Source organism: Trichlorobacter sp., from assembly GCF_034008105.1.
Lineage (GTDB): Bacteria > Desulfobacterota > Desulfuromonadia > Geobacterales > Pseudopelobacteraceae > Trichlorobacter.
In genome coordinates this window covers 18,783-41,031 of the sequence record NZ_JAVEPN010000006.1, presented here as the reverse complement: position 1 = coordinate 41,031, position 22,249 = coordinate 18,783, and the positions used below count along the sequence as shown (strand labels likewise).

Annotated in this window: 23 protein-coding genes; 14 read left to right on the top strand and 9 right to left on the bottom strand. The window is 59.2% G+C overall.

Features of this window, described 5'->3' with window-relative positions; genetic code table 11:
- Positions 1 to 27: 27 nt before the first annotated feature.
- The 4 genes from RBQ93_RS04975 to RBQ93_RS04960 are packed head-to-tail and all read right to left on the bottom strand — an operon-like array spanning position 28 to position 4,422.
- On the bottom strand, positions 28 to 1,662 hold the full coding sequence (locus tag RBQ93_RS04975; RefSeq protein ID WP_320370925.1) for a methyl-accepting chemotaxis protein: 1,635 nt from the start codon (positions 1,660 to 1,662) through the stop codon (positions 28 to 30).
- Positions 1,663 to 1,679: 17 nt separating this feature from the next.
- Positions 1,680 to 3,233: a hypothetical protein gene (locus tag RBQ93_RS04970; RefSeq protein ID WP_320370924.1), complete on the bottom strand. Its 1,554-nt coding sequence runs from the start codon at positions 3,231 to 3,233 to the stop codon at positions 1,680 to 1,682.
- A gap of 21 nt (positions 3,234 to 3,254) precedes the next feature.
- Positions 3,255 to 3,713 carry a ribonuclease HI gene (rnhA, locus tag RBQ93_RS04965; RefSeq protein WP_320371026.1) on the bottom strand — a complete coding sequence of 153 codons (459 nt, stop codon included), beginning with the start codon at positions 3,711 to 3,713 and terminating at the stop codon, positions 3,255 to 3,257.
- Between the two features lie 49 nt (positions 3,714 to 3,762).
- The gene (locus RBQ93_RS04960) at positions 3,763 to 4,422 is read right to left on the bottom strand and encodes a lysophospholipid acyltransferase family protein (protein WP_320370922.1); all 660 of its coding nucleotides are present in this window, start codon (positions 4,420 to 4,422) and stop codon (positions 3,763 to 3,765) included.
- A gap of 191 nt (positions 4,423 to 4,613) precedes the next feature.
- Here RBQ93_RS04960 and RBQ93_RS04955 point away from each other — a divergent pair, with 191 nt between their 5' ends.
- The 5 genes from RBQ93_RS04955 to RBQ93_RS04935 all read left to right on the top strand — a co-directional run bounded on the left by RBQ93_RS04955 (position 4,614) and on the right by RBQ93_RS04935 (position 9,654).
- Positions 4,614 to 5,846: an EAL and HDOD domain-containing protein gene (locus RBQ93_RS04955; protein ID WP_320370921.1), complete on the top strand. Its 1,233-nt coding sequence runs from the start codon at positions 4,614 to 4,616 to the stop codon at positions 5,844 to 5,846.
- Positions 5,846 to 6,220, top strand: coding sequence for a peptide chain release factor-like protein (locus tag RBQ93_RS04950; RefSeq protein ID WP_320371025.1), 375 nt, complete (start codon positions 5,846 to 5,848; stop codon positions 6,218 to 6,220). The genes RBQ93_RS04955 and RBQ93_RS04950 overlap by 1 nt, the downstream gene beginning before the upstream one ends.
- A complete protein-coding gene (locus RBQ93_RS04945; RefSeq protein ID WP_320370920.1) occupies positions 6,217 to 8,574 on the top strand; it encodes an endonuclease MutS2 in 2,358 nt (785 codons plus the stop codon). The genes RBQ93_RS04950 and RBQ93_RS04945 overlap by 4 nt, the downstream gene beginning before the upstream one ends.
- Positions 8,575 to 8,719: 145 nt before the next feature.
- Positions 8,720 to 9,034, top strand: coding sequence for an HNH endonuclease (locus RBQ93_RS04940; RefSeq protein WP_320370919.1), 315 nt, complete (start codon positions 8,720 to 8,722; stop codon positions 9,032 to 9,034).
- Positions 9,031 to 9,654, top strand: a complete 624-nt coding sequence (locus tag RBQ93_RS04935; protein ID WP_320370918.1) for an HAD family hydrolase — start codon at positions 9,031 to 9,033, stop codon at positions 9,652 to 9,654. Before RBQ93_RS04940 ends, RBQ93_RS04935 begins: the two co-directional genes overlap by 4 nt.
- A gap of 35 nt (positions 9,655 to 9,689) precedes the next feature.
- On the opposite strand, the gene RBQ93_RS04930 is transcribed toward RBQ93_RS04935, so the two are convergent.
- Genes RBQ93_RS04930 through dusB form a run of 3 tightly spaced genes read right to left on the bottom strand, consistent with a single transcriptional unit; the run spans position 9,690 to position 13,213 of the window.
- Positions 9,690 to 11,132 (bottom strand): sigma-54 dependent transcriptional regulator, encoded by a 1,443-nt coding sequence (locus RBQ93_RS04930; RefSeq protein WP_320370917.1) that lies wholly within the window; start codon positions 11,130 to 11,132, stop codon positions 9,690 to 9,692.
- A gap of 4 nt (positions 11,133 to 11,136) precedes the next feature.
- Positions 11,137 to 12,234, bottom strand: a complete 1,098-nt coding sequence (locus RBQ93_RS04925) for a two-component system sensor histidine kinase NtrB (RefSeq protein WP_320370916.1) — start codon at positions 12,232 to 12,234, stop codon at positions 11,137 to 11,139.
- Positions 12,227 to 13,213, bottom strand: coding sequence for a tRNA dihydrouridine synthase DusB (gene dusB, locus RBQ93_RS04920; RefSeq protein WP_413818353.1), 987 nt, complete (start codon positions 13,211 to 13,213; stop codon positions 12,227 to 12,229). The genes RBQ93_RS04925 and dusB overlap by 8 nt, the downstream gene beginning before the upstream one ends.
- Before the next feature lie 183 nt (positions 13,214 to 13,396).
- Here dusB and RBQ93_RS04915 point away from each other — a divergent pair, with 183 nt between their 5' ends.
- Entirely contained in the window at positions 13,397 to 13,684 is a 288-nt protein-coding gene (locus RBQ93_RS04915) for a TatA/E family twin arginine-targeting protein translocase (RefSeq protein WP_320370913.1), read from the top strand.
- A 107-nt stretch (positions 13,685 to 13,791) separates the two neighbouring features.
- On the opposite strand, the gene RBQ93_RS04910 is transcribed toward RBQ93_RS04915, so the two are convergent.
- Positions 13,792 to 14,241: an Hsp20/alpha crystallin family protein gene (locus RBQ93_RS04910; RefSeq protein WP_320370912.1), complete on the bottom strand. Its 450-nt coding sequence runs from the start codon at positions 14,239 to 14,241 to the stop codon at positions 13,792 to 13,794.
- A gap of 158 nt (positions 14,242 to 14,399) precedes the next feature.
- On the opposite strand from RBQ93_RS04910, the gene RBQ93_RS04905 reads away from it, so the two are divergent.
- The 8 genes from RBQ93_RS04905 (at position 14,400) to RBQ93_RS04870 (ending at position 21,342) form a co-directional block, all read left to right on the top strand.
- Entirely contained in the window at positions 14,400 to 14,582 is a 183-nt protein-coding gene (locus RBQ93_RS04905) for a DUF4177 domain-containing protein (protein WP_320370911.1), read from the top strand.
- Between the two features lie 21 nt (positions 14,583 to 14,603).
- Positions 14,604 to 14,978 carry a hypothetical protein gene (locus RBQ93_RS04900; protein ID WP_320370910.1) on the top strand — a complete coding sequence of 125 codons (375 nt, stop codon included), beginning with the start codon at positions 14,604 to 14,606 and terminating at the stop codon, positions 14,976 to 14,978.
- 276 nt (positions 14,979 to 15,254) lie between these two features.
- A complete protein-coding gene (locus RBQ93_RS04895; protein ID WP_320370909.1) occupies positions 15,255 to 15,425 on the top strand; it encodes a type II toxin-antitoxin system CcdA family antitoxin in 171 nt (56 codons plus the stop codon).
- A gap of 284 nt (positions 15,426 to 15,709) precedes the next feature.
- Positions 15,710 to 16,318, top strand: a complete 609-nt coding sequence (locus RBQ93_RS04890) for a hypothetical protein (protein WP_320370908.1) — start codon at positions 15,710 to 15,712, stop codon at positions 16,316 to 16,318.
- A gap of 8 nt (positions 16,319 to 16,326) precedes the next feature.
- Positions 16,327 to 17,067 (top strand): SHOCT domain-containing protein, encoded by a 741-nt coding sequence (locus RBQ93_RS04885; protein WP_320370907.1) that lies wholly within the window; start codon positions 16,327 to 16,329, stop codon positions 17,065 to 17,067.
- Positions 17,068 to 17,201: 134 nt separating this feature from the next.
- Complete coding sequence (polA, locus tag RBQ93_RS04880; protein ID WP_320370906.1) at positions 17,202 to 19,907, top strand: DNA polymerase I; 2,706 nt, start codon at positions 17,202 to 17,204, stop codon at positions 19,905 to 19,907.
- 139 nt (positions 19,908 to 20,046) lie between these two features.
- Entirely contained in the window at positions 20,047 to 20,682 is a 636-nt protein-coding gene (gene recO / locus RBQ93_RS04875; protein ID WP_320370904.1) for a DNA repair protein RecO, read from the top strand.
- 6 nt (positions 20,683 to 20,688) lie between these two features.
- Positions 20,689 to 21,342 (top strand): hypothetical protein, encoded by a 654-nt coding sequence (locus RBQ93_RS04870; RefSeq protein ID WP_320370903.1) that lies wholly within the window; start codon positions 20,689 to 20,691, stop codon positions 21,340 to 21,342.
- A 25-nt stretch (positions 21,343 to 21,367) separates the two neighbouring features.
- Here the strand turns inward: RBQ93_RS04870 and RBQ93_RS04865 are convergent, their stop codons facing one another.
- Positions 21,368 to 22,216 (bottom strand): energy transducer TonB, encoded by an 849-nt coding sequence (locus tag RBQ93_RS04865; protein WP_320370902.1) that lies wholly within the window; start codon positions 22,214 to 22,216, stop codon positions 21,368 to 21,370.
- Positions 22,217 to 22,249 lie beyond the last annotated feature (33 nt).

Here is a 22,249-nt window from a genome sequence, read left to right as displayed (position 1 = left end):
ATGCATCTATCCGAGACCGCTACCTGCCTAAGACAGTCTGAATCTCGACACCAGCCGTTGCAACCCATCTGACAGGCTGGACAAATCAGAGGCCGACGAGGCGGTCTGGTGGGAGCCACGGGCCGTATCCTGGATGATCTGGGTCAGCCGATGGATGTTGTCGGTAATCTCGCCGGTGGTTGCGCTTTGTTCCTCAGCGGCCGTGGCAATCTGATTAACCTGGTCGGTAACGGCGTTAACCTGCTCAAGGATGTTCTGCAACGAGGTCTCCAGTTGCGCCGCCTCGGCAGCCCCCTTCTCGGTACCGCGTACCCCCTCTTCCATCGAGGCGATGGCGGTCCTGGTCTCGGCCTGTATCGCACGGATCATGTCGCTAATCTCCTTGGTGGCCCGGGTAGTGCGCTCGGCCAGGGCACGCACCTCATCGGCCACCACCGCAAACCCTCGTCCCATCTCGCCGGCCCGGGCCGCCTCGATGGCAGCGTTCAAGGCCAGCAGGTTGGTCTGATCGGCAATATCTTCAATGGTAGCCACGATGGCGCCGATCTGGTCTGAGCGCTCACCCAGCGAGGCGATCGACTGTGCGTTCTGTTTGGTCAACTCACCACGCAACCTGATCCCCTCGACCGTACTCTTCACCACTTCAAAACCTTGGCTGGTTGTCTGGGCCGCCAGGGTCACCCCTTCGACCGCCACCTGACAGCTGTGGGCGATGTCATGGCTGGTGGCTGCCATTTCTTCACTGGCGGTGGCCACGCTGATGGTCTGGGCTGCTGCCACCTCTGCGCCAGAGGCGATCTCCTGCGAGGTGCCGTACAGCTCCTGGGTGGCGCTGGCCACCGTAGACGAGGTTTCGGAGACCCGCATAATGAGATCACGCAGCTGTTTGACCATCTGATCGAATGAACTAGCCAAAAGCCCCACCTCATCGCAACAAGAGGCTGTCACCGTTACGGTCAGATCGCCATCTGCCACCGCCTGCACCTGCTGCTGCAACTGACGCAGTGGCCGGCTGATCCGCCCGGCAGCAAGCAGTCCGATCAGTATGGCCGCGACCACCGCCGCCACCGCCAGTGTCACCGACAGAAGCAGCGCAGTGCGGGCCACCTGACCGTTCAGCTGGGCCGTTTCCTTGGCATGCTTGATGCTCACCAGGGACAGCTTGTCCAAGGCCCGCAGCATCAGATTGGCCTGCTTGCCGGCATCGCTCTGGGCAATCTCAAGCGCCTCCGCAGTCTTGCCGGCCAAAGAAAGTTCCAGCATCTGATTCAGCAGCGGCAGATAGGCGTCGTAGGCCTGCTTAAATTCCGCATAAGCGGCCCGTTCATCCTTGCCAGCAATTATTTTTTCATAATGGCTGGTTTTCTGCGCCAGCAACTCCTTGTTTTCAGTGATCGAATCAACGATCGCTTCTTGCTCGTCAGGGTCGGTGGTTCCCATCAGGGCCCGGGTCACGATCCGGTTCATCAGAAAGGCCTGAGTGATATCCCGCAACTCTGCCTGGGGCAGCACCACGCCGTTAAACATAAAATCATCGGCGGTCTTAAGCTTCTGCACATTGACAATACCCATCACCCCCAGCGCGCCGGCAAACACCGCCAGCACAAGAAAGGCCAGCACCAGCTTGACACGGATACCCAGGTTTTCGAATTGCTGCAACATGGCCAACTCCTTTGTTGTCAATGCTTCTCTATCTTTTCCCAGGTTGGCGTTTCACCGGGGTTACGGAGCCTAAACACCAGATAGGCGGCAGCTTTTTTTAGTTTATCACTGGTTTTTGCCTTGTCAGCAAAACGATCAAGGGCCGCCAGCATCAGCTGCTTACCCTGCTCCGGCACCACTTCCTGCTCTACAATGCTGCGCAGATGGGCCAGGACCTGTTTTTGCACCTCAAGGTCATCAATCCGGGTCGGGTCCAGCAAGAACACCAGGTACCAAGCAGCCACCTGCTCGTCGGCCCCGCTCGCCTCACCGGCAAACTGGGCCATTACAGTGGCCAGACTGCCCTGCTCGGCATAATTGAGGCTGCCGCCCTCCACATACTGCCGCAAAAACCGCAAGGCTGCCAGATGGTGCTGTTCACCTGCCACGTTGAACAACAGCAGGTTGGCTGCCTGGGTTTTAAGCGACACCGGCTCTTCGCTCTTAAGGAAGCTGTGCAGGATGCGCGAGAGCTTATCGAGGGCCACCTCAGACAGATTGCCGGCCTCCAGCTTGCTGCGCACCGTGGCAAGCAGTTCCGGCTTGCTAGGATGACCGCTGTAGACCACCGCCATAATGGCGGTGCGCACCTCATCGTCGCTGGTCAGCTCCCACAGTTCCTCCACCTCTTTCAGTATCTGGGTACGGAAGCGACGCACCTTGTCCATCTTGCTCAGATCTTCCGGCTCCCAGCTTTCAGGCCAGGTATCGATGTAGTCGTCCACATCGTCCTCGTTCCAGGTCTTATCCAGCAGGAACGAAAAATAGGACAGAATCTTGAGCTGATAGGCAGAACCACCCTCCTGGAGCGGCCGCAGCAGGTCATCCAGATAGTTGGAAGTCAGGCCGCAGGTACCGCTGCACAGGAAGCGGTAGACGCTCTCGGCCTTCTCCACCTGGCGCTCGATGTATTTGGCCTTGAGGTGGGCCCCCAGCGATGTGGTGGCCACCTTCTTGAAGAAGACCGACAACAGGTTGCTGGCGTGGTGCTTGACCGGCATCTCCACCTCATCGGAGAGCACGATATCCAGCGAGGCGTTGAAGATCTTGACCTGCTCGTTCTCGTCGTTGGAGGCATCGATGTACTGCTCGAGGATATCGATAATCTCGACAATATGGGCCCGGTTGCGGCTCGACAGCAGGCTCATCAGGGTAATCCGCAGCGAGTCGGCGTCAACGATGCCGAACAGGAAGCGCACAGCGGCGTTACGGCGGCTGGCCCCCTTGGTGTCGGCTGAGCGCAGCACCTGCAGGATACTGGCGGCCGGGTCAGCCACCCAGCCCGGCACCAGCGCCTCCAGCAGCAGTTCAGCCTTACGGCGGATATGGGCGTCCAGATCGTTGACAAAATAGCGGGCGATCTCGATCTTGAACTCACGGTTGGCGCCTGATTCGGCAATCAGAGAGAAGGCGGTAGCCTTGTCCTTGGCGGACAACTTGGCCATATCCTTCTTTGCCCGGGCACTATCGTTGATCTTGATATAAAACCCGATAATGTCTTTTACGCCTACTTCGGCTTCAATATCCTTCATGACACCCCCATCGCACTGGGTTTAGGTTGCCTGCTGCTGACGCAGGCTGGTGATCGCCTCACGGGCCAACTGGTCACACCGCTCGTTCTCGGCATGGCCATCATGGCCACGCACCCACTGCCAGCGCAGCTGGTGCTGGGCGGTCAAGGCGACCAACTGCTCCCACAGGTCCCGGTTCAGCACCGGTTCCTTCTTGCTGTTCTTCCAGCCGTTACGCTGCCAGCCGGCCAGCCACTCGGTCATCCCCTTCACGAGGTACTGGGAATCGGTGGTCACCGTCACCCGGCACGGGCGGGTCAGCTGCTGCAGACCGGCAATGGCGCCGGTCAGCTCCATCCGGTTATTGGTAGTCTCCGGTGCCGCGCCGGACAGTTCCTTTTCAACACCACGACAGCGCAGGATGGTGCCGTAGCCCCCTGGACCGGGGTTACCGCTGCAGGCGCCGTCGCAGAATATCTCAACAACAGGGGCATGGGGTATGGGGCATGGGGCACTCGTTTCCTGGCCCTTGCCCCCTGACCCTTGACCCTTACTTTTCAACTCTGCCAACGTACGCCCCCTCCTGCTTCAACACCTGGGCAATGCCCTCCATCACCCGCTCCACGATCAACTGATGGGTCTCCTTGTTGTTCTCCAGCGCAAACAGGTCATCAAACACCAGCGGCGGACCGAAGACAATCGCCCCCTGGGCCCCAAAACTGGGGAATTTCCAGCGGTTCAGACCGATCAGGGCGGTGGGGATCACCACCGGCCGGGTATCGTAGATCACCTTGCCCACCCCGCGATTACCCGGCCCCAGACGACCGTCGCGGTGGCGGGTACCTTCGGGAAACAGCATCACCTTCTGGTCTGCCAGCAGGTCGTTCAGCACCCGGCCGGCCTTGACATCGCGTCCCCGTCGCACCGGAAAGGCACCCCAGGATGAATAGAGCAGACGCGGGATCAGCTTGCGGAACAGCTCCTCCTTGGCCGGTGCCCAGACCATCTGGAAGGGTTGCGAACGCAACACCGCCCAGGGCAGGAAGATGGTTTCATAGGCCGAGATATGGTTGGAGGCCAACAGCACGCCACCCTTGGCAGGGATATACTGGGCCCCCTTGACCTGCAATCGATTGAGCAATGATGCATAACAGCCGATCACATAGGCCGAAAAGGTGATCCAGAAACGTCGCCACAAAGAAACGGACACGGCACAACCTTTCAGAAGATGAGCTGTTCAGCGTGGTTATCTGCACCGGACTCTATACCACGTTTAACGGGCAGCAGCAACTACGCTGCTCGGCACGAGCCCAATTGAACTTGTCGGGTATATGCCGTATACTAACCGGCCGATCACACCACACACCAAGATCTGTCAGCAACCGCAGTGAGGCCTACTAGATGCAGCACGAACAGAAATACCTGATTGGGCGCCAGCCAATCCTCAATCGCGACGAACAGGTCTGCGCCTACGAACTGCTGTTCCGCTCAGCCCAGTCGCTGACCACTGCCATGGTCAACGACGCCTCACAGGCCACCGCCAGTGTGATACTCAACACCCTGTCCGGCTTCGGTGTGCAACAGATCCTGGGCAAACATCGCGGTTTCATCAACCTTGAGCTGGACATCCTGATGAGCGACTCGCTGGAACTGCTGCCCAAGCAGATGGTGGTGCTGGAGCTGCTGGAGACGCTGGAGGTCACCCCGCAGCTGATTGAGCGCTGCCGCGAACTACAGGCGGCCGGTTTTGTGCTGGCCCTGGACGATCATGCGTTCAGCCCGGCCTATGAAGAGCTGTACCAACTGGTGGAGATCGTCAAGGTTGATCTAATGGCCACCCCGGTGGACGGCCTGGGGCCGACCATCGAGCGCTACCGCGATTATCCGTTCAAACTGCTGGCCGAAAAGGTTGAGACCAAGCAAGAGTTCCTGAAATGTCTCGACCTCGGTTTTGAGTATTTCCAGGGCTACTATTTTGCCAAGCCGGCCGTGATTGAAAAGAAGAAGATCGACGAGGGGGGCGCCGCCCTGCTGCGGCTGATGCGGCAGCTGATGGACGACGCCGAGATCGAGGAGATTGAAAAGACCTTTCGCAGCAGCCCGGGCCTGACCTACAAACTGCTGCTCCTGGTCAACTCGGTCTCCTTCAGCGGCCTGCAGAAGATCCAGACCGTACGCCACGCCATCAGCATGCTGGGCCGGGCCCAGATCAAACGGTGGGTACAGCTGGCCCTATTTGCCTCCGATGACAGCCACGCCCTGGAGAACCCCCTGGTGGACCTGGCAGCGGTTCGCGCCGGCTTTATGGAGCAGCTGGCCCAGCATTGCCCCCAGCTGCGGGGCAACAGTGAAGCGCCGGATCAGGCCTTCATGACCGGCATCCTGTCGCTGCTGGAATCGATCTACGCCATCCCGATGGATCAGATAGCCCACGAACTGAACCTGTCCGACGAGGTGCGTCAGGCCCTGATTGATCGCAGCGGCATCTTCGGCCGTTTCCTGGCCCTGGCCGAGGCCCTGGAGCAGGCAGATTTTGTGAACGCCGCCACGCTGCTGGGCGAGATGGCAATCCCCTACCAGACGGTGATGGAGGCCCAGGTCAAGGCCTACGGCTGGCAGCAGGGCATGGAGTGATGCAGCCGCCCTCCTTTGCCGTCAGTGATGAGAAAAACCGCTGGCTGCTGCGCCGCATGGCCGAGCTGGAAGTACGCGAGGAAGAGCTGGAGGAACGTTTTGTACGCTCTTCGGGCCGTGGCGGCCAGCATGTCAACAAAACCGCCACCTGCGTCCAGGTGCGGCACCTGCCCAGCGGCATCGAGGCCCGCTGCGGCCGCGAGCGCAGCCAGTCCTTAAACCGTTTCCTGGCGCGCCGGGAGCTGCTGGAAAAGATCGCCCGCTCGCGCGGGCTCGCCACGACCGAAGATACCCGCAGCGCAAAAATTCGCAAACAGAAAGCCCGCAGACAGCGCCGCTCCGCCTCGGCAACCCCTGCGCCAGACCAACCATGATCAGACCTGAAACCCTGAAACGACTCGAATTCGATAAAGTCCTGCGGCTGGTGAACGGCCATGCCCGCAGCCAGTGCACCACCACGGCGATCCTTGCCATGACGCCCCTGGGCGACGCCGCCCGCATCCGCCAGCACTGGGGACGGGTTGAGGAGATCAGGGGACTGACACGGCAACGAATCTCACTGCGGATTAGCCGCTTCGAGGATATTCGGCCGCTGCTGGACCAGGTACGGCCCGCAGGGGCGATCCTGCCGCCCTTTGCGCTGCTGCAATTCATCCCGGTGCTGGGCTCGCTGGCCGAACTGGCCCGCCAGTTCAACCCCCGCCAGGATATCCCGCTGCTGAAAGGCATTGAGCCCGCCCCGGTGGCCTTCAGCGACATCCTGGAACCGCTCTCGGCCACCCTGGATGACGAGGGCACCATACTGGACAGCGCCTCACGGGAGCTGGCCGAGATCCGCAGGGCCAAGCGGACCCTGACAGCCCGGGTCCGCAAAAAGCTGGAGGAGATCGTGCGCAAACACGAGACCGCCATCTTCCTGCAGGACGACTTCATCACCATCCGTTCCGGCCGCTGGGTGATACCGGTGCGGATGGACTCCAAGGGGATGGTGCCGGGTGTGGTGCACGACGTCTCCTCCTCCGGCGAGACCGCCTTCATGGAGCCGCTGGAGATCATCCCCTTTGTTAACGAACTGGAAAACCTGACTGCCGAGGAAAAAAACGAGGAGATCCGCATCCTGCGGCGCCTCTCAGCCTGGATTCGTGAGGACAGCGACCGGATCAGGGCCTGCTTCGACACCCTGGTGGAGCTGGACCGGCTGGACAGCATCGCGGCCTATGCCGAGCAGTACGCCATGGCCATGCCGGAACTTTCGACCGACACCACCCTGCGCCTGCTGTCGGCCCGCCACCCGCTGCTGCTGGCCCTGCGGGCCGACCAGCCCGACGCGCCGCCGGTGGAACCATTGGACCTGGAACTGGGCGCTGACTTTCAAGTATTGGCCATCAGTGGACCCAACGCCGGCGGCAAGACGATAGCATTAAAAACAGTGGGCCTAATCACCGCCATGGCCCTGGCCGGCATGCCGGTGCCGGCCTCTCCCTCCTCCGCCATCCCGCTCTTGGATGCCCTGCTGGTGGATATCGGCGATGAGCAGTCCATCGAGAGCAGCCTGTCCACCTTCTCGGCCCACGTGGCCGGCATCGCCCGCATTCTGGAGCAGGCCGGCCCCCAAAGCCTGGTGCTGCTGGACGAACTGGGCACCGGCACCGAACCGCTGCAGGGTGCGGCCATCGGCTGCGCCGTGCTGCACGAGCTGCAGAGCCGCGGCGCGGTGGTAATGGCTACCACGCACCTGACCGAGATCGTCGGCTTTGTGCAGCAAACACCCGGCATGCAGAATGCCGGCATGGAGTTCGACAGCGCCAGCTGGACCCCGCGCTACCGTCTGGTGATGGGCGAACCGGGACAATCCCACGCCCTGGAGACCGCCCGGCGCTACGGGCTGCCCGAGACGGTGCTGCAATTCGCCCGTGAGCTTTTGGGGGATGCCGGCACCGCCTTTGCCGGGGTGATCGAGGACCTGCGCCAGAAACGCAACGCCCTGGCCGATGAGCTGGCAGGCCAGCAGACGGAGCGGCAGCGGCTGAGCGAACAGGCCCGCCAACTGGAGCAGCAACGGGCCGAACTGGATGAGCTGCGGCGCAGGATTGCGGAGCAGGGCCGCGACGAGGCCCGCGCCCTGGTGACCGCAACCCGCCGCGAGCTGAACAGCCTGCTGGACGAGTATCGCAAAGAACGGCGCAAGGAGACCGCCGACAGACTCCGTGAACGCGCCGGCCAACTGGAGGCCAGCTTTGCCCCGGCCGATCAGCAGGCGCCAGCCGCCGACAGCCTCAAGCCGGGCCAGCAGGTTCACCTGCGCCTGTTGGACCGCGATGCAACGGTCGTGGCAGTGGATCAGGCCCGCCAGAAGGTCAGGGTGCGGGCCGGCAGCATCGAGATGGAGGTGCCGCTGCACGGCCTGTCACAAGCATCAGCCGCCCCGGCTGCCACTAAACGCCCGGCCCATACGCCCATCCGTATGACTCAGACCGTCGCATCGGCCTCATCCGAACTGAACCTGATCGGCAAGCGGGTCGATGAGGCCCTGACCCTGCTGGAGGCCTTCGTCGATCAGGCCGTGCTGGCCGGTGAACGTGAGATCCGGGTGGTGCATGGCCTGGGCAGCGGCGTGCTGCAACAGGCGGTGCGAGAATTTCTGGGACGCCACCCCCAGGTGGCCACCTGGCGCAGCGGCGCGCCCCACGAGGGGCGCGACGGCGCCACTATCGCCGAACTGGACTAGCCGTTTTTAACGCAAAGGGTCTAAGGCAAGGCGCAAAGGGATCTCTTCTATTGTTTACCCAGCTCGTTTGGGTAGTGTTTTTCTCTGCGCCTTCGCGTCTCTCGTGTAAACTTAGCGTTACATGCTTTTAAAAAAGAGGTTTTTTGTGCTTCAACATTTCGAAATTGATATCACTGAGGAAGAGATCAAGCGGGAACGGGACAAATCCCGCGAGCTGCGCCGCAGCCGCTGGTGGAAAAACCGGGTGGCCCAGGGCAGATGCCACTGGTGCGGCGGCAGTTTTCCAGCCGAGGAACTGACCATGGACCATATCGTGCCGGTCACCCGCGGTGGCAAGGCCAGCCGCAACAACGTGGTCCCCTCCTGTCGGGAATGTAACAGCCGCAAGAAGTACCTGTTACCGATGGAATGGGAAGAGTATCTGCAACGGATGCATCCAAAAGAGGAAAACGAATCGTGACACCACGCTACAAGGCGGTTATCTACGACTGCGACGGGGTCATCCTGGACTCCATCGAATCCAACTACATCTTTTACAACCGGATCATGGCCGGTCTGGGACGGCCGCCCATCGACCGCCTCTGCCAGGTCTCGGAGCGGGTGTTGCACACCTACTCCTACCTGGATGTGATGGAGCACTTCTTTGCCAACGACCCGCAGAAGGATGAGGCGATAGCGATCGGCAAGACCATCCGCTACAAGGAGCTGATGCCCTACATGCGGCGGGAGGATGAGCTGGTGGAGACGCTGGAACAGCTGAGAGGCCGGGTGGAACTGGCGGTCTGCACCAACCGTGCATCATCCATGGAGATGATCATCGAGGACTTTGGCCTGGAAGGGTTCTTTGGTTGCGTAATGACCGCCGGCAAGGTGGCTAATCCCAAGCCGCACCCCGAACCGCTGCTGAAGGTGCTGGAGCATTACGGCCTGGCGCCCCACGAGGCGCTGTTCGTGGGGGACAGCGCTGTGGACATGCAGGCCGCCGCTGCCGCCGGGGTGCCGTTCATCGCCTACAAGTCCGAGCTTGAGGCGCTGGCGGTGATCGAACGCCACAGCCAGCTGTTGCAGCACGTGTTTTAAAACAAAAAAGGCGCCGTTTCCGGCGCCCGCAGTAGCTAATCCTTCTTCAGCTGTATCCCCAAATCATTGATCTTCTTACGCAGGGTGTTGCGGTTGATGCCTAAAATATCGGCGGCCCGCACCTGGTTGCCCCTGGTCTTTTCAAGCGTAAAACGGATCAGCGGCCGCTCCACCTGTTCCAGCACCCGGTCGTAAATATCACCCTTGTCCAACTTCTCGATACCGTTCATGGAACTACGCAGCTTGGCCTCCACAATCGCCTCCAGCGACTGTTCCTCGGGTGCGGCATGGATCGTCTGCTGACGGTCGAACAGACCGCCGAAGTCGGACGGGGTCAAGAGCGGATCATTGGACAGGATCACCGCCCGCTTGATGGTGTTTTCCAGTTCCCGCACGTTACCGGGCCAGGAATGGTTACAGAGCAGTTCCATCGCCTCGTCTGAACACTGCTTGGGCTGGGTCTCCAGCTCGGCCGAGGCACGGGCCAGGAAATAGTCCACCAGGGGGCGGATATCCTCACGCCGTTCCCTGAGCGGCACCAGATGGATCGGCACCACGTTCAGCCGGTAGAATAGATCCTCACGGAACTCACGGTTGCGAACCTTCTCCAGCAGCTCCTGGTTGGTGGCCGCCACCACCCGCACATCGACCTGCAGATTCTGGGAGCCGCCGATGCGGGTAATCTCCTGTTCCTGCAGCACCCGCAGAATCTTGGCCTGCAGGTCCAGCGGCATGTCGCCGATCTCGTCCAGGAAGATGGTGCCGTGGTTGGCCTGTTCAAACTTGCCGGTCTTGCGTTCGGTGGCGCCGGTGAAGGCACCTCGCTCGCTGCCGAACAGCTCGCTCTCCAAAAGGTCCTTGGGGATGGCGGCGCAGTTGATCGCCACGAACGGCTTACCCAAACGTGACGAATTGAAGTGGATCGCCCGGGCGATCAACTCCTTGCCGGTGCCGGACTCACCCTGAATCAGCACGGTCACGTCGCTGACCGCCACCTTGCCGATGGTCTTGTAGACCTCCCGCATGGCCGGCGAATTGCCCACGATGTTCTTTTCCACCTGATAGCGGTCTTTCAGCTCCTGCTTCAAGAGCGAGACCTGGCTGCTGACGTCGCGGGCCCGGCTGACCTTCTCGATGATGGCGTCCACCACCTCCAGGTCGAACGGTTTGGTGATGTAATCGTAGGCCCCGCGCTTCATGGCCTCCACGGCGTTTTTCATGCTGGCCTCGGCGGTCATCACCACCACCAGCAGGTCGGAGCGCACCTCGCGGGCCTTGTCCAGAAAATCCAGGCCGCTCATACCGGGCATCTTGATATCCACGATCGCCAGGTCGTAGGACTGCTCGCGCACCTGACGCAACGCCTCGTTGCCGTCGGCAGCCAGGTCAACGGAATAGCCCTTTTTGCGCAACGCCTTGGAAAGGACCCAACGCATGCTCTCTTCGTCGTCAGCCACCAGGATGCGGTGCAGTGCCATTGCTTTAACCTTTCACGGGCGATTGGATCAGCGGTAACAGCACACTGATCCGGGTACCCTGGCCCGGCTGGGAATCGATCTTCAGCATGCCGCGGTGTTCAGACACGATCTTCTGGCAGATGGCCAGCCCCAGCCCGGTGCCGCCCTCCTTAGTGCTGAAGAAGGGGGTGCCCACCTTGGACAGATTTTCCGCTGCAATGCCGGGGCCGGTGTCGGCCACCTCCACCGCCACCATCCGGCTGCGTCCCTCGTCACGGCCAAGCTGATAGTCAGACAGCACCCGGCTGGTGACCGTCAAGCGCCCCCCTTCGGTCATCGCCTCCAGGGCGTTGCGAATCAGGTTCAAAAAGACCTGGGTCAGCTGGGCCTCATCGGCCATGATCGGCGGGATGCTGGGATCAAAACCGGTCACGATGGAAACCTCGCGCGAACCGGCCGCCTCGCGCTGCAGCAGGATGATATCCCCCAGCACCATATGCAGGTTGACCGGGGCATAGCGCGGCCCCTTGGGAGAGGCCAGTTCCAGCAGTTGACGGATGATCTTGTCGATCCGCTCCGCCTCGCGGATCATCACCCGCGGGTATTCCAGCAGATCGTTGTCCGGGTCCAGCTCCCGCTCCAGCAACTGGGCCGCCCCCTTGATGCCACCCAGCGGGTTTTTCACTTCGTGGGCCAGACCGGCGGCCAGGGTGCCCAGTGTGGAGAGCCGGTCGGCCTGCCGCACCGCCGCTTCCAGTTCGCGGATCGAGGTCATGTCACGCAGGGTCAGGATCACCCCGATCGCCTCGCCGTCGGCACGCATCAGCGGCACGGTGGAGGCATTAACCGGGATCAGACGTCCGGTATTCTTCAGCACCACGTTGTCCTGATCGGAACGGGAGACACCACTGGCGGCGGTGCGCTCGACCATCTCCACCAGCACCGGCTCACTGCTGAAGGCGTCAACAAACGGCAAATCCAGGGTCTGGCGACGGGAACGCCCGGTCAGCTCCTCGGCAGCCGGGTTCATCAGGGTCACCTGCCCCTGGCGGCCGATCACGATCACGCCGTCTCCCACGCTGTCCAGCACGGTGGCGTAATATTCGTTGCGTTCGTTAGACACCGTGTGCGTCTGCTCCGTTCTGTGCCAGTTGCGCCAGTACCGCCCGCAGTTGCCCGGCGGTCTGGGCGTTGTTGACGGTGCGCCGCAGGCTGGCCGCCCCCGGCACCCCATGGATATACCAGCCCAGGTGTTTCTTCATCTCACGTACCCCAACCGCCTCACCCAGCGCCTCGATCTGCAGCTGCAGGTGCTCTTCAGCCGTTACAGCCTGTTCTTGGGGGGTAACCGACGCAGACGCCCCCCCCTGCAGCAATTCCAGGGTCTGACGAAAAATCCAGGGGTTACCCAGGGCGCCCCGGGCGATCATCACACCGTCGCAGCCGGTTTCATGCAGCATCCGTCGGCAGTCCTCAGGCTTAAACAGATCGCCACTGCCAATCACCGGGATGGCAACCGTCTCCTTCAGCCGCGCCAGCAGCGGCCAGTCGGCCTGGCCGGAAAACATCTGGGAGCGGCTGCGGGGATGCAGGGTGATGCCATCACAGCCCTCTCCTTCGGCTATCCGCCCTACCTCCTGGTAGACATGCTCGCCACATTGCCAGCCGCTGCGAATCTTGATGGTCAGCGGCAGCGCGGTCACCGCCCGCACCGCCTTAACAATCTCACGAATACCTGCCAAATCTTTAAGCAGCGCCGAACCGGCCCCGCTGGCCACCACCTTGCGCACCGGGCAGCCCATGTTGATATCCAGCAAGTCGGCTTGGTCGGCCACCATCGCTGCTGCCTGGGCCAGGGTCTGGGGGTCGCTGCCAAACAACTGCACCCCCAAGGGACGATCCTCCGGCAGGCTGTGCAGCAGCGCCCTGGTCTTTTCCCCTTCACGAACCATGCCGTTCACGCTGACCATCTCGGTAAAGGCCAGGCTGGCCCCCTGCCTGCGGCAGATCAGGCGGAACGGCAGATTGGTAATGCCTGCCAGGGGTGCCAGCAGGATGTTGTGGGGCAGTACCAAACGCCCAATTTTTAATGGTTGCAGCAACGACACGCGGACCTCTTTGTATAAAATGTAATCAGGCATGCATATTTTTTGTGCAATACTAACACGGGCGAACAGCAGACCGGCAGTGATTTTTTTGTTGCCAGTTGCGGGGCAGAAAGGGTTTAATGACCCATTCGTTTAACGGCCTGCACCACACCACAGACCACCCACGGAGAACCTGCTATGTTTGGAATTGGTATGCCTGAACTGATCGTCATCCTGGTGATCGCCCTGATCGTGATCGGCCCCAACAAGCTGCCCGACATTGCCAAATCCCTCGGCAAGGGACTGGCCGAATTCAAGAAGGCCTCGGACGACTTCCAGCGCAATATTCAGGAGGAAACCCGCAAGGCCGACATACTGAACGCCCAAAAACAGGAACCCCAGCCGACCGAGGCATCCAGCGAACCTGCCGAAGAGCCAGCACAGGAAGCTGCCCAGCAATCAGATGACAGCAAAAAGTCTGCCTAAGCACTAAACGCAACCCGCTAACGACAAACAACGGGCCGGGGGAGACTTCCCCCGGCCCGTTTGTTTTGCTACTCACTGTCCTTAAAAATGAAACGAAGTTTCTTACCTTACTTCACCTCAACCGAGATCTGCTTCGGCTTCACCTCTTCCTTTTTTGGCAACGTAACGGTCAGCACCCCTTTTTCGCAGTTGGCGCTGACCCCTTCCTGGTTGACCGTACCGGGCAGTTTAAAACTGCGCTGGAAGCTGCCGAAGTAGCGCTCAATCCGGTGGTAATTCTCCTTCTTGACCTCGCTCTCATGCTTGCGCTCACCCTTGATGGTCAGAGTGTTGTCCTCGATCCGCACATCGATGTCCTTCTGCTCCACATCGGGCAGTTCGGCCTTGATCACGATCGACTCGGACGTCTCGTAGATATCCACCGCCGGCTGCCAGACCCCTTCCTTGATATCTTCACCGGGAAAGTCGGGCGCTCCCCAGGAAAGGTTCAGCAGGCGGTCCATCTGGTCCTGCATGGTGCGCAGTTCGCGCAACGGGTTGTACTTGACGATTGCCATTGGTTGTCTCCTCCTTCCTCTGTGGTACTGGTGAGCCAGTTTCTACTGTAAACATAAGCACTCTTTACCCAAAGTCAAGGGGCCCCGCGTCAGCCTTTCAGCTTGATGGCACCGTACTGTTGCGCTACTATCGCGGCGTTATCAAAGGGGGAAACGCCATGCTGCAGTACAAGGTTGTCGAACTGTCCAACGTCACCGAAGAAAGCATCGAAGAGACATTGAACGAATGGACCGCCAAGGGCTGGCAGTACGACGGCCTGCAGTTTGCCATGCGCGAGAGCAGCAAACGGCCGGCCATGGCCTTTGTAGTATTTACGCGAGAAGAGAAAAACGACCAGTAGACGCCTGCAAGGAGTTACGCCATGCCGATCACCAAAACCAGCATCCTCTCAACCATTGCCGGAGTCTTCATCCTGATCATCGCCCTAGCTGCCCTGTATACCTGGGCCGCCCTCACTTGGAGCTACTCCAAGGGTGAGCGCACCGGCTATGTGCAGAAGTTTTCAAGCAAGGGCTGGCTCTGCAAGACCTGGGAAGGTGAGCTGACCATGCTGCCGCTGCAGGGGATGGTCCCAGAAAAATTCATCTTCTCGGTCAGGGACGATGCGGTTGCCGACAGCATCAACCGTTCCATGTCAAAGAAACTGGCACTGACCTATGAGCAGCACAAAGGGGTGCCCACCAACTGCTTCGGCGAGTCGGAATACTTCGTTACTGCTGTCAAGGTCATTGAATGAACATCAGACCTAAAGCGGGTGCGTCTCTATACTTCACACCCCATTTCAAGAAGATTATGTTGTGAACATATGCAGACGCGGCTCCGGTGATTTCTCGCAACAAGGGGAATAAAAGGAATGTGCATTTTTTGCACAAACTCAAACCGCTTAAATTTAAGGATGTTAGCTCAAATCACGCTCAACTCTTTCCCAAAAGGAAACGGTTGGAACAACCCTTGTCGCATCAGCTTATTTGCGCTACAGCCATACACATAATTATGCGCACGAGGTCATCCCATGCATAACGAACTCGACGATAACAGCGCACCACAAGGGCAGACGAAGCTAAGTAACGACAGCGAACTACTGCGGCAGCACTGGCAGGATCAAAACAGAGAGGCGGTCACCGAGTTCAACCACTACATCGAGGCCCACGGTTGTTTCAGTGACGGCCTAAGGCTGTTCTGACGACCGCTTTCTGCATTCGATGAGCGCGCTTTAGGCAGCTACGCAGTAGTTGCATTTTTTGCAACAACTACCCTGATTGCCAATTGAACTACCGAGCAATCCTCGGCAGTGCATAACACGGCGAGGAATGTTGCTCCGTCTCTGCTGATCGCCGAAAGCAGGCCGGAGGAGAAGGACGATTGTGAAGGTCGTGGTGAATCTGATCAACCGGGATAATTAAACAATTCCAGAGCACACTTCAAGTCGCGTATACTGTCCCCACAATTCTCATAGGAGGCGATCTAATGCGTAAGTTCTTGCTATTATCTGCCGTGGCGTTACTTCCAGCCTGTGCAAACATGGAAGTGGCCAAATACTCGTTGCAAGACGATGCTGTAAAGCCAAACTTTAGAACTGCAGAATCTGTAGAGTACACGATCGACAACGAATACTTGGAATCCAAATTTGTAACGAATTTTTCCGTTTCCCATGATGAGGCTGGTTTAGCTGAGGAACGTAAAAGACTGGTTGCGGTGATAAACAACAAACTTAAAAATAGCCTTCCAGATACCTTTAAGTATGTTTCCGACATATCCAAATCAACCACAAAGCACAAGGTTGTATTTCAGCCTGTAGTCAGAATCGCAGTACTTGAAAGGGAGCAGGTCGCAACCTCCAATGCATCCTTCAAAGCAAGGATATACTCACAGGGCAGTTATCGGGAAATTACCTTGAAGGGGGAAGCAAGCAGCAATATTTCCTGTTCGGGCGGATTTGCATACATAGGAACAATGGAATACTACAAAAACTTCATGTGGAATGAAGAGCTTGTTAACTGCAGGAACAATTCAATAAACGAATCTGTTTCGAATGCTATCCAGAATTTGACCGACAAATTAAATTATTTGAAGTGAGGTGATATATGAAAACCATTGTAAAGCTAATGTGTATTCTAGGTCTCGTGTCACTGACGGCTTGTACTCAAAAATTGCCCATTTCAAGAACGATTCACCCTGAAATTGCGAACCAGATAAAACCGATATACGGAAATGCAATTGCCTTAAAGGTGTCTATTGATGAAGAACATAAGGTGCTTACCAAGAATCCGACCGGTTTTGTTGGCGGTGGAGTTCCCTTTCAGTCGGAGCTTGGCAATGTATTCTCTGGCGTAACCAGGGACGCTTTTGATGTAATGTTCAATGATGTCTTTTATGTTGACGACTTTACCAATGTGAATCCGAAGGATAACATAGATTTTCTTGTTGATGTTGACTACAACATAAACAAGGTAGAATACGAACTTAGTTACGCAAGCAATAAATTCGATAAGGCGTTATTCGGCGGCACAGCAAAGGTGAACGTGGCCAATAAAGAAAAAAAGAACGTTTATCAGAAATCGTACGATATTGTAGGCAGCTTTGAAAATACAGGAGTTGGAGGAGATACGGCAGCGTTCGAGATTGCAATTTCAAGGTACATCACAACTCTGGTATCTCACCTGAACAACGATGTTAGTTTCAAAAAGCTCTTTTCAAGTCGAGCAAGCAAATATGACAGTGATATTGAGGTAAAACTTGATAAGCTTAAGGAATTGAAGGACAGCGGCACAATTACAGAAGAAGAATACACAAATACAAGAAAACAGTTGTTGAACAATATCTAACTGGATTAAGTCCTATTTTCAAAACCATAAAATGACATAACCACGTCCTTGGACCTGCCCGAAGACCAAAACCGTCAGGTCAGCGCCGACAGCGTTAAACAGCCACTAACACCACACAACAGACCGGACACCCAATGAACACCAACAACACCCTCTACCTGATCGACGGCTCCTCCTACCTCTACCGGGCCTACTTCGCCATCAAACGGCTGTCGTCACCCAGCGGTTTTCCCACCAACGCCATCTACGGCTTTACCCAGATGCTCTTAAAGCTGCTCAAAGACCACCAGCCGCAGCACCTGGCGATGGTGTTCGATGTGGGGCGGGTGACCTTCCGCACCGAACTGTACCCGGCCTACAAGGCCAACCGCGAGGAGATGCCGGCCGACCTGCGCCAGCAGCTGGGGCCGATCCGCGATCTGGTGCGGGCCTTCAACATCCCGGTGGTGGAGCTGGCAGGCTACGAGGCCGACGACCTGATCGGCACCCTGGCGGCCCGCTGGGAGGCCCAGGGCGGCAAGGTGGTGGTGGTGACGGGCGACAAGGACCTGATGCAGATCGTCACCGAGCGCACCACGCTTTTAGACACCATGAAGAACACGGCCTCCGCAATTCCCCAGGTACATGAGCGCTTTGGCGTGGGACCGGACGGGGTGATCGACATCCTGGGTCTGGCCGGCGACAGCTCCGACAACATCCCCGGTGTGCCGGGCATCGGCGAGAAGACCGCCATCAAACTGATCCAGGAGTTCGGTTCACTGGACAGCCTGCTGGAACGGGCTGACCAGGTGCCGGGCAAGACCGGCGAAAAACTGCGGGAGTTTGCGGACCAGGCCCGTCTCTCACGTCAGCTTGCCACCATTATCCGGGATGTACCGCTGGACAAGATTTTCCCCGATGACCCATGCCCCTTGACCCTTGCCCCTGGTGTTCTGGCAGTCCAAGAGCCGGACACGGCCCGCCTGAATGAGCTGTTCAAGGAGTACGGCTTCCACACCCTGATCAAGGAGATGACCGCCCAGCCTACCCTGCAGAGCGACCAGTACCACTGCGTGCTGGCCGTTGAGCAGCTGGAGTCCTTGGCACAGCGGTTAGAATCAGCTCCGGCCTTCGCCTTTGACACTGAAACCACCGGCCTTGATCCCCGCAACGCCGACCTGGTGGGGATCTCGATCTCGCTGGAGCCCCACGAGGCGTACTACATCCCGCTGGGCCACCACTACCTGGGTATGCCGGAGCAGCTGCCCCGCGCAACGGTGCTGGACCGCCTGCGGCCGGCCTTCAGCAACCCGGCCATCCACAAGGTGGGGCAGAACCTGAAATTCGACCTGCAGGTGCTGGCCACGGCCGGGCTGGAAGTCAAAGGAGCCTGGTGCGACACCATGCTCTGCTCCTACCTGCTGAACCCCTCCCGGGGCGGACACGGCCTGGATGCCCTGGCCCAGGAGCACCTGAATCACAAGATGATCTCCTACGACGAGCTGACCGGCTCCGGCAAGAACCGGATCTGCTTCAGTGAGGTGGAGGTTGAAAAGGCCACCCGCTATGCGGCCGAGGATGCCGACGCCACCTGGCTGTTGCACGAGAAACTGCTGCCGATGGTGCGGGAACAGGGGCTGGACAAGCTGCTGTTCGAGCTGGAGATGCCGCTGATGGAGATATTGACCGCCATGGAGCAACATGGCGTGTTGCTGGACCTGAACTATCTGGCCGAACTTGGTGATGGCTTCGGCCAGCGGATGTTGGAGCTGGAAAGGCAGATCGTCGAGCTGGCCGGCGGGCCGTTCAATCTCAACTCCCCCAAGCAGCTGGAAGAGGTGCTGTTTGACCGGCTGGGGTTGCAGTCGGGCAAGAAGACCAAGGGCAAGACCGGCCGCTCCACCGACAACGAGGTATTGACCGGCCTGGCCGAGGAACATGAGATTGTTCGGCTGCTGTTGACCTATCGGGCGCTTACCAAGCTGAAATCAACCTATACCGACGCCCTGGCCAAGCTGACCGACCGAAACGGGCGGGTGCATACCTCCTACAACCAGGCGGTCACCGCCACCGGACGGCTCTCTTCATCGGACCCCAACCTGCAGAATATCCCGATCCGCACCGACGAAGGCCGCCGGATCCGCGAGGCGTTCATCGCACCGTCGGGTTGCCTGATCCTGGCAGCGGACTACTCTCAGATCGAACTGCGGGTGCTGGCCCACCTCTCCGAAGATCCGGTCTTCTGCGACGCCTTCAAGCATGACGAGGACATCCACACCCGCACCGCCAGCGAGGTGTTCGGCCTGTTCCCGGAGCTGGTCACCCCCGAGATGCGGCGTCAGGCCAAGACCATCAACTTCGGCATCATCTACGGCCAGGGGGCCTTCTCGCTGGCCAAGCAACTGGGGGTGGCCCGTAATGTGGCCGAGAAGTTCATCAGCGCCTACAAGGAGCGCCACAGCGGGGCGATCGCCTTCCTGGACAGCTGCATCAGCGGCGCACGGGAGAGGGGCTACGTCACCACCATCCTGGGCCGCCGGCTGCCGATCAGCGACATCAACAGCAGCAACGGCAATCTGCGCTCCTTTGCCGAGCGCAACGCCATCAACTACCCGATCCAGGGCTCGGCAGCCGACATCATCAAACAGGCCATGCTGGGGGTGCAGCGTGCCATCGGGGCGGAAGGGCTCAAAAGCCGCCTGATCATGCAGGTGCATGACGAACTGGTCTTCGAGGTGCCGGAGGCGGAACTGGCAGCGATGCGGGAACTGGTGGAGCGAGAGATGAGTCAGGCGGTCAGCTTGCAGGTGCCGTTAAAGGTGGATATCAACTTTGGTAAAAACTGGAGCGAAGCCCACTAATTCCGCTTCCATGTCAAGGCGCTCTCTTCGTTGGCTTCGTCGCAGACTCCTCAACGTACTGTTTTGTACGCCTGCGTCGTCTGCTCCTCGCCGCCTGGAGATCATCCTTGATCTGTAACCGGAATGCATGAGTCATGATATGAAAAGCGAACAATGTCAGGCCATCGTACTCTCCACCCTGGACTACGGCGAGAGCGACCGGATCATCTCGCTGTTCAGCCTAGAACAGGGGCGGATCAGGGCCTTTGCCAAAGCGGCCCGGGCCAGCCGCAAACGGTTCGGCGGCAGCCTGGAACCGGGCAACCGGCTGGAGCTGACGCTGCAGGTCAGACACGATGGCCTCAGCCGCCTGGAGCGGGTGGAGGCGACCCACGGCCACCCAGGTCTGCGTAGTAGCCTTGATGCTCTATCGCTGGCCCTGTACGGCTGCGAGCTGGTGGAGGCGTTGACACCGGAGGGACACCCCCTGCCCCGCCTGTACCGCCTGCTGACCGCCCTGCTGGAACACCTGGATCAGGGAACAAGCAACGAAGCCGACCGCCGCTTCTTTGAGATCAACCTGCTCAACATCCTGGGCTACCGCCCGCCCCTGGAGAGCGACGCGTTGCGCCCCTTGCAGAACTGCCTGCGGACTGGTAAATTTGGCTTGGTCAACTTTGGCGACGATGAGCTGACGATAGCCGGCCGGCTGCTGGACAGGGCCATCAGCAGCCACACAACACGGCCGCTGAACACGCTTGCCTTTCTACAGGATCTGATCGAACCGAGGAAGTGAATGACTATGAAGCTACCTGTTCTGCTTGCCCTGGCTGCCTTGATGACCGCTCCGCCCGCCAGCTTCGCTGCTCCGGCCGGTTTTGAGCTTGATTTGAAGGAACTTAAAAAACCGTCGCCAACCCTGATTACCCCTCCGAAGCGGGCCGCTACTCCACAGACGACCAAGCCGCAGCCCACCGCCAAGGCACCTGCCAAAAAGGCGCGCCCAGCTGCCAAGACGGCTCTACGAGCTCCCAAAATTGCACCGGCACCACAGCAGGCTGCTGAACAGCTGGTACTGCTGGATGGCGCCAAGGCCTGCATACGGGCACGGCTGCTGCTGGAGGCGGTGGCTAAACCGATACCTGTAGAAGATGCTCTGCAGGGGCTTACCCTGCCGGCAATCGCGGCGGGTCGTCATCAGGGCGCGACGGTGGTTCTTGCCTGCGACCTGCCAACAGCCGAGGCTTACACCTTCGGTCGCTTGCTGGAGGCGGATGGAGTCACGCTGATCAATCTGGCTGCGGATGCTGCGGCAGAGTTGACCGTCGCTACGGTTGCCGAAGCACTGGGGCTTTCCTACCGTTTGCTGCAGGACAACCCGCTCAGCTATCTGACCAGCGACCAGCAGGGCCGTCCGCTCCGGCTGGTGATCGGCACCAGCAGCACCAGCAACTGACCATCACGACAAGACGTCGTCACGCCTAGCGCAGCCGGCTCCGCGCATTGCCGTACTGGAAGAAAGCGATCAGGTGGAACTCATCCTTGGGATAGTTTCTGGGCAGGCTGCCCATCGGTCCAATCAGGCGCAGGGTACGCAACACCTCGTCGTCCAGCAGCTTGCTGCCCGAACTCTCCAATAACTTCACATTGACGATCTCGCCATTGCGGTTAAAGGTAATTCTAACCGGCGTGACCCCTTCGATCCCCTTCAGGGCAGCCTCCTGCGGATAGCGCCAGACACCGTAGACCGAGGTTTCAAAACGTCTCAAAAATGAACCAAACTGGATGTCGTTGGTGTTGAGGAAGTGGGTGTCGCCTTCAGCGATCTCATCGGCATAGCGACGCCGGTAGTTCTCCTCCAGCTTGGCCATCCGGCTGGCGCTGGGCATCAGGCGCGTCGGCAGCGCAGAACCACCACCCGTGGCTGTTGGTGTCTGGGGCTGGGCAGGTTGGCGGCGGAGCAGTTCACTGGCAGAGGTGCCAGTCGTATCCGGCCTGGTGGCTGGCGTTCTGGACCGGCTAGGCGGCCCTGGCGGGCCAGGGGGAGGGGTTTGACTACGTTGCGGAACCGGTCGGGTAATCCGCATATCACCTTTGGGTGCGGTTTCCCTGGCAACACGTCGTCGCTGGTCTGAAGGACGGGCCTGTTGCTGGTCGTCCCGCGGCATCGCTTTCAACTCAGGCATATCCTGCAGATCAATAAAGGTCGGCTCTGTGAACTGCGGCTGCTGTTTGGGCCAGAGGTACACCACCGTAAAACCGACAACGTGCAGCACGAGAGAGAGTACCAGCAGGTACAGAAACCCCTTTTCGACATACTGGTCTGACAAAACCGGTCTAGCCAGCTTGGTACCCTCCTGAAG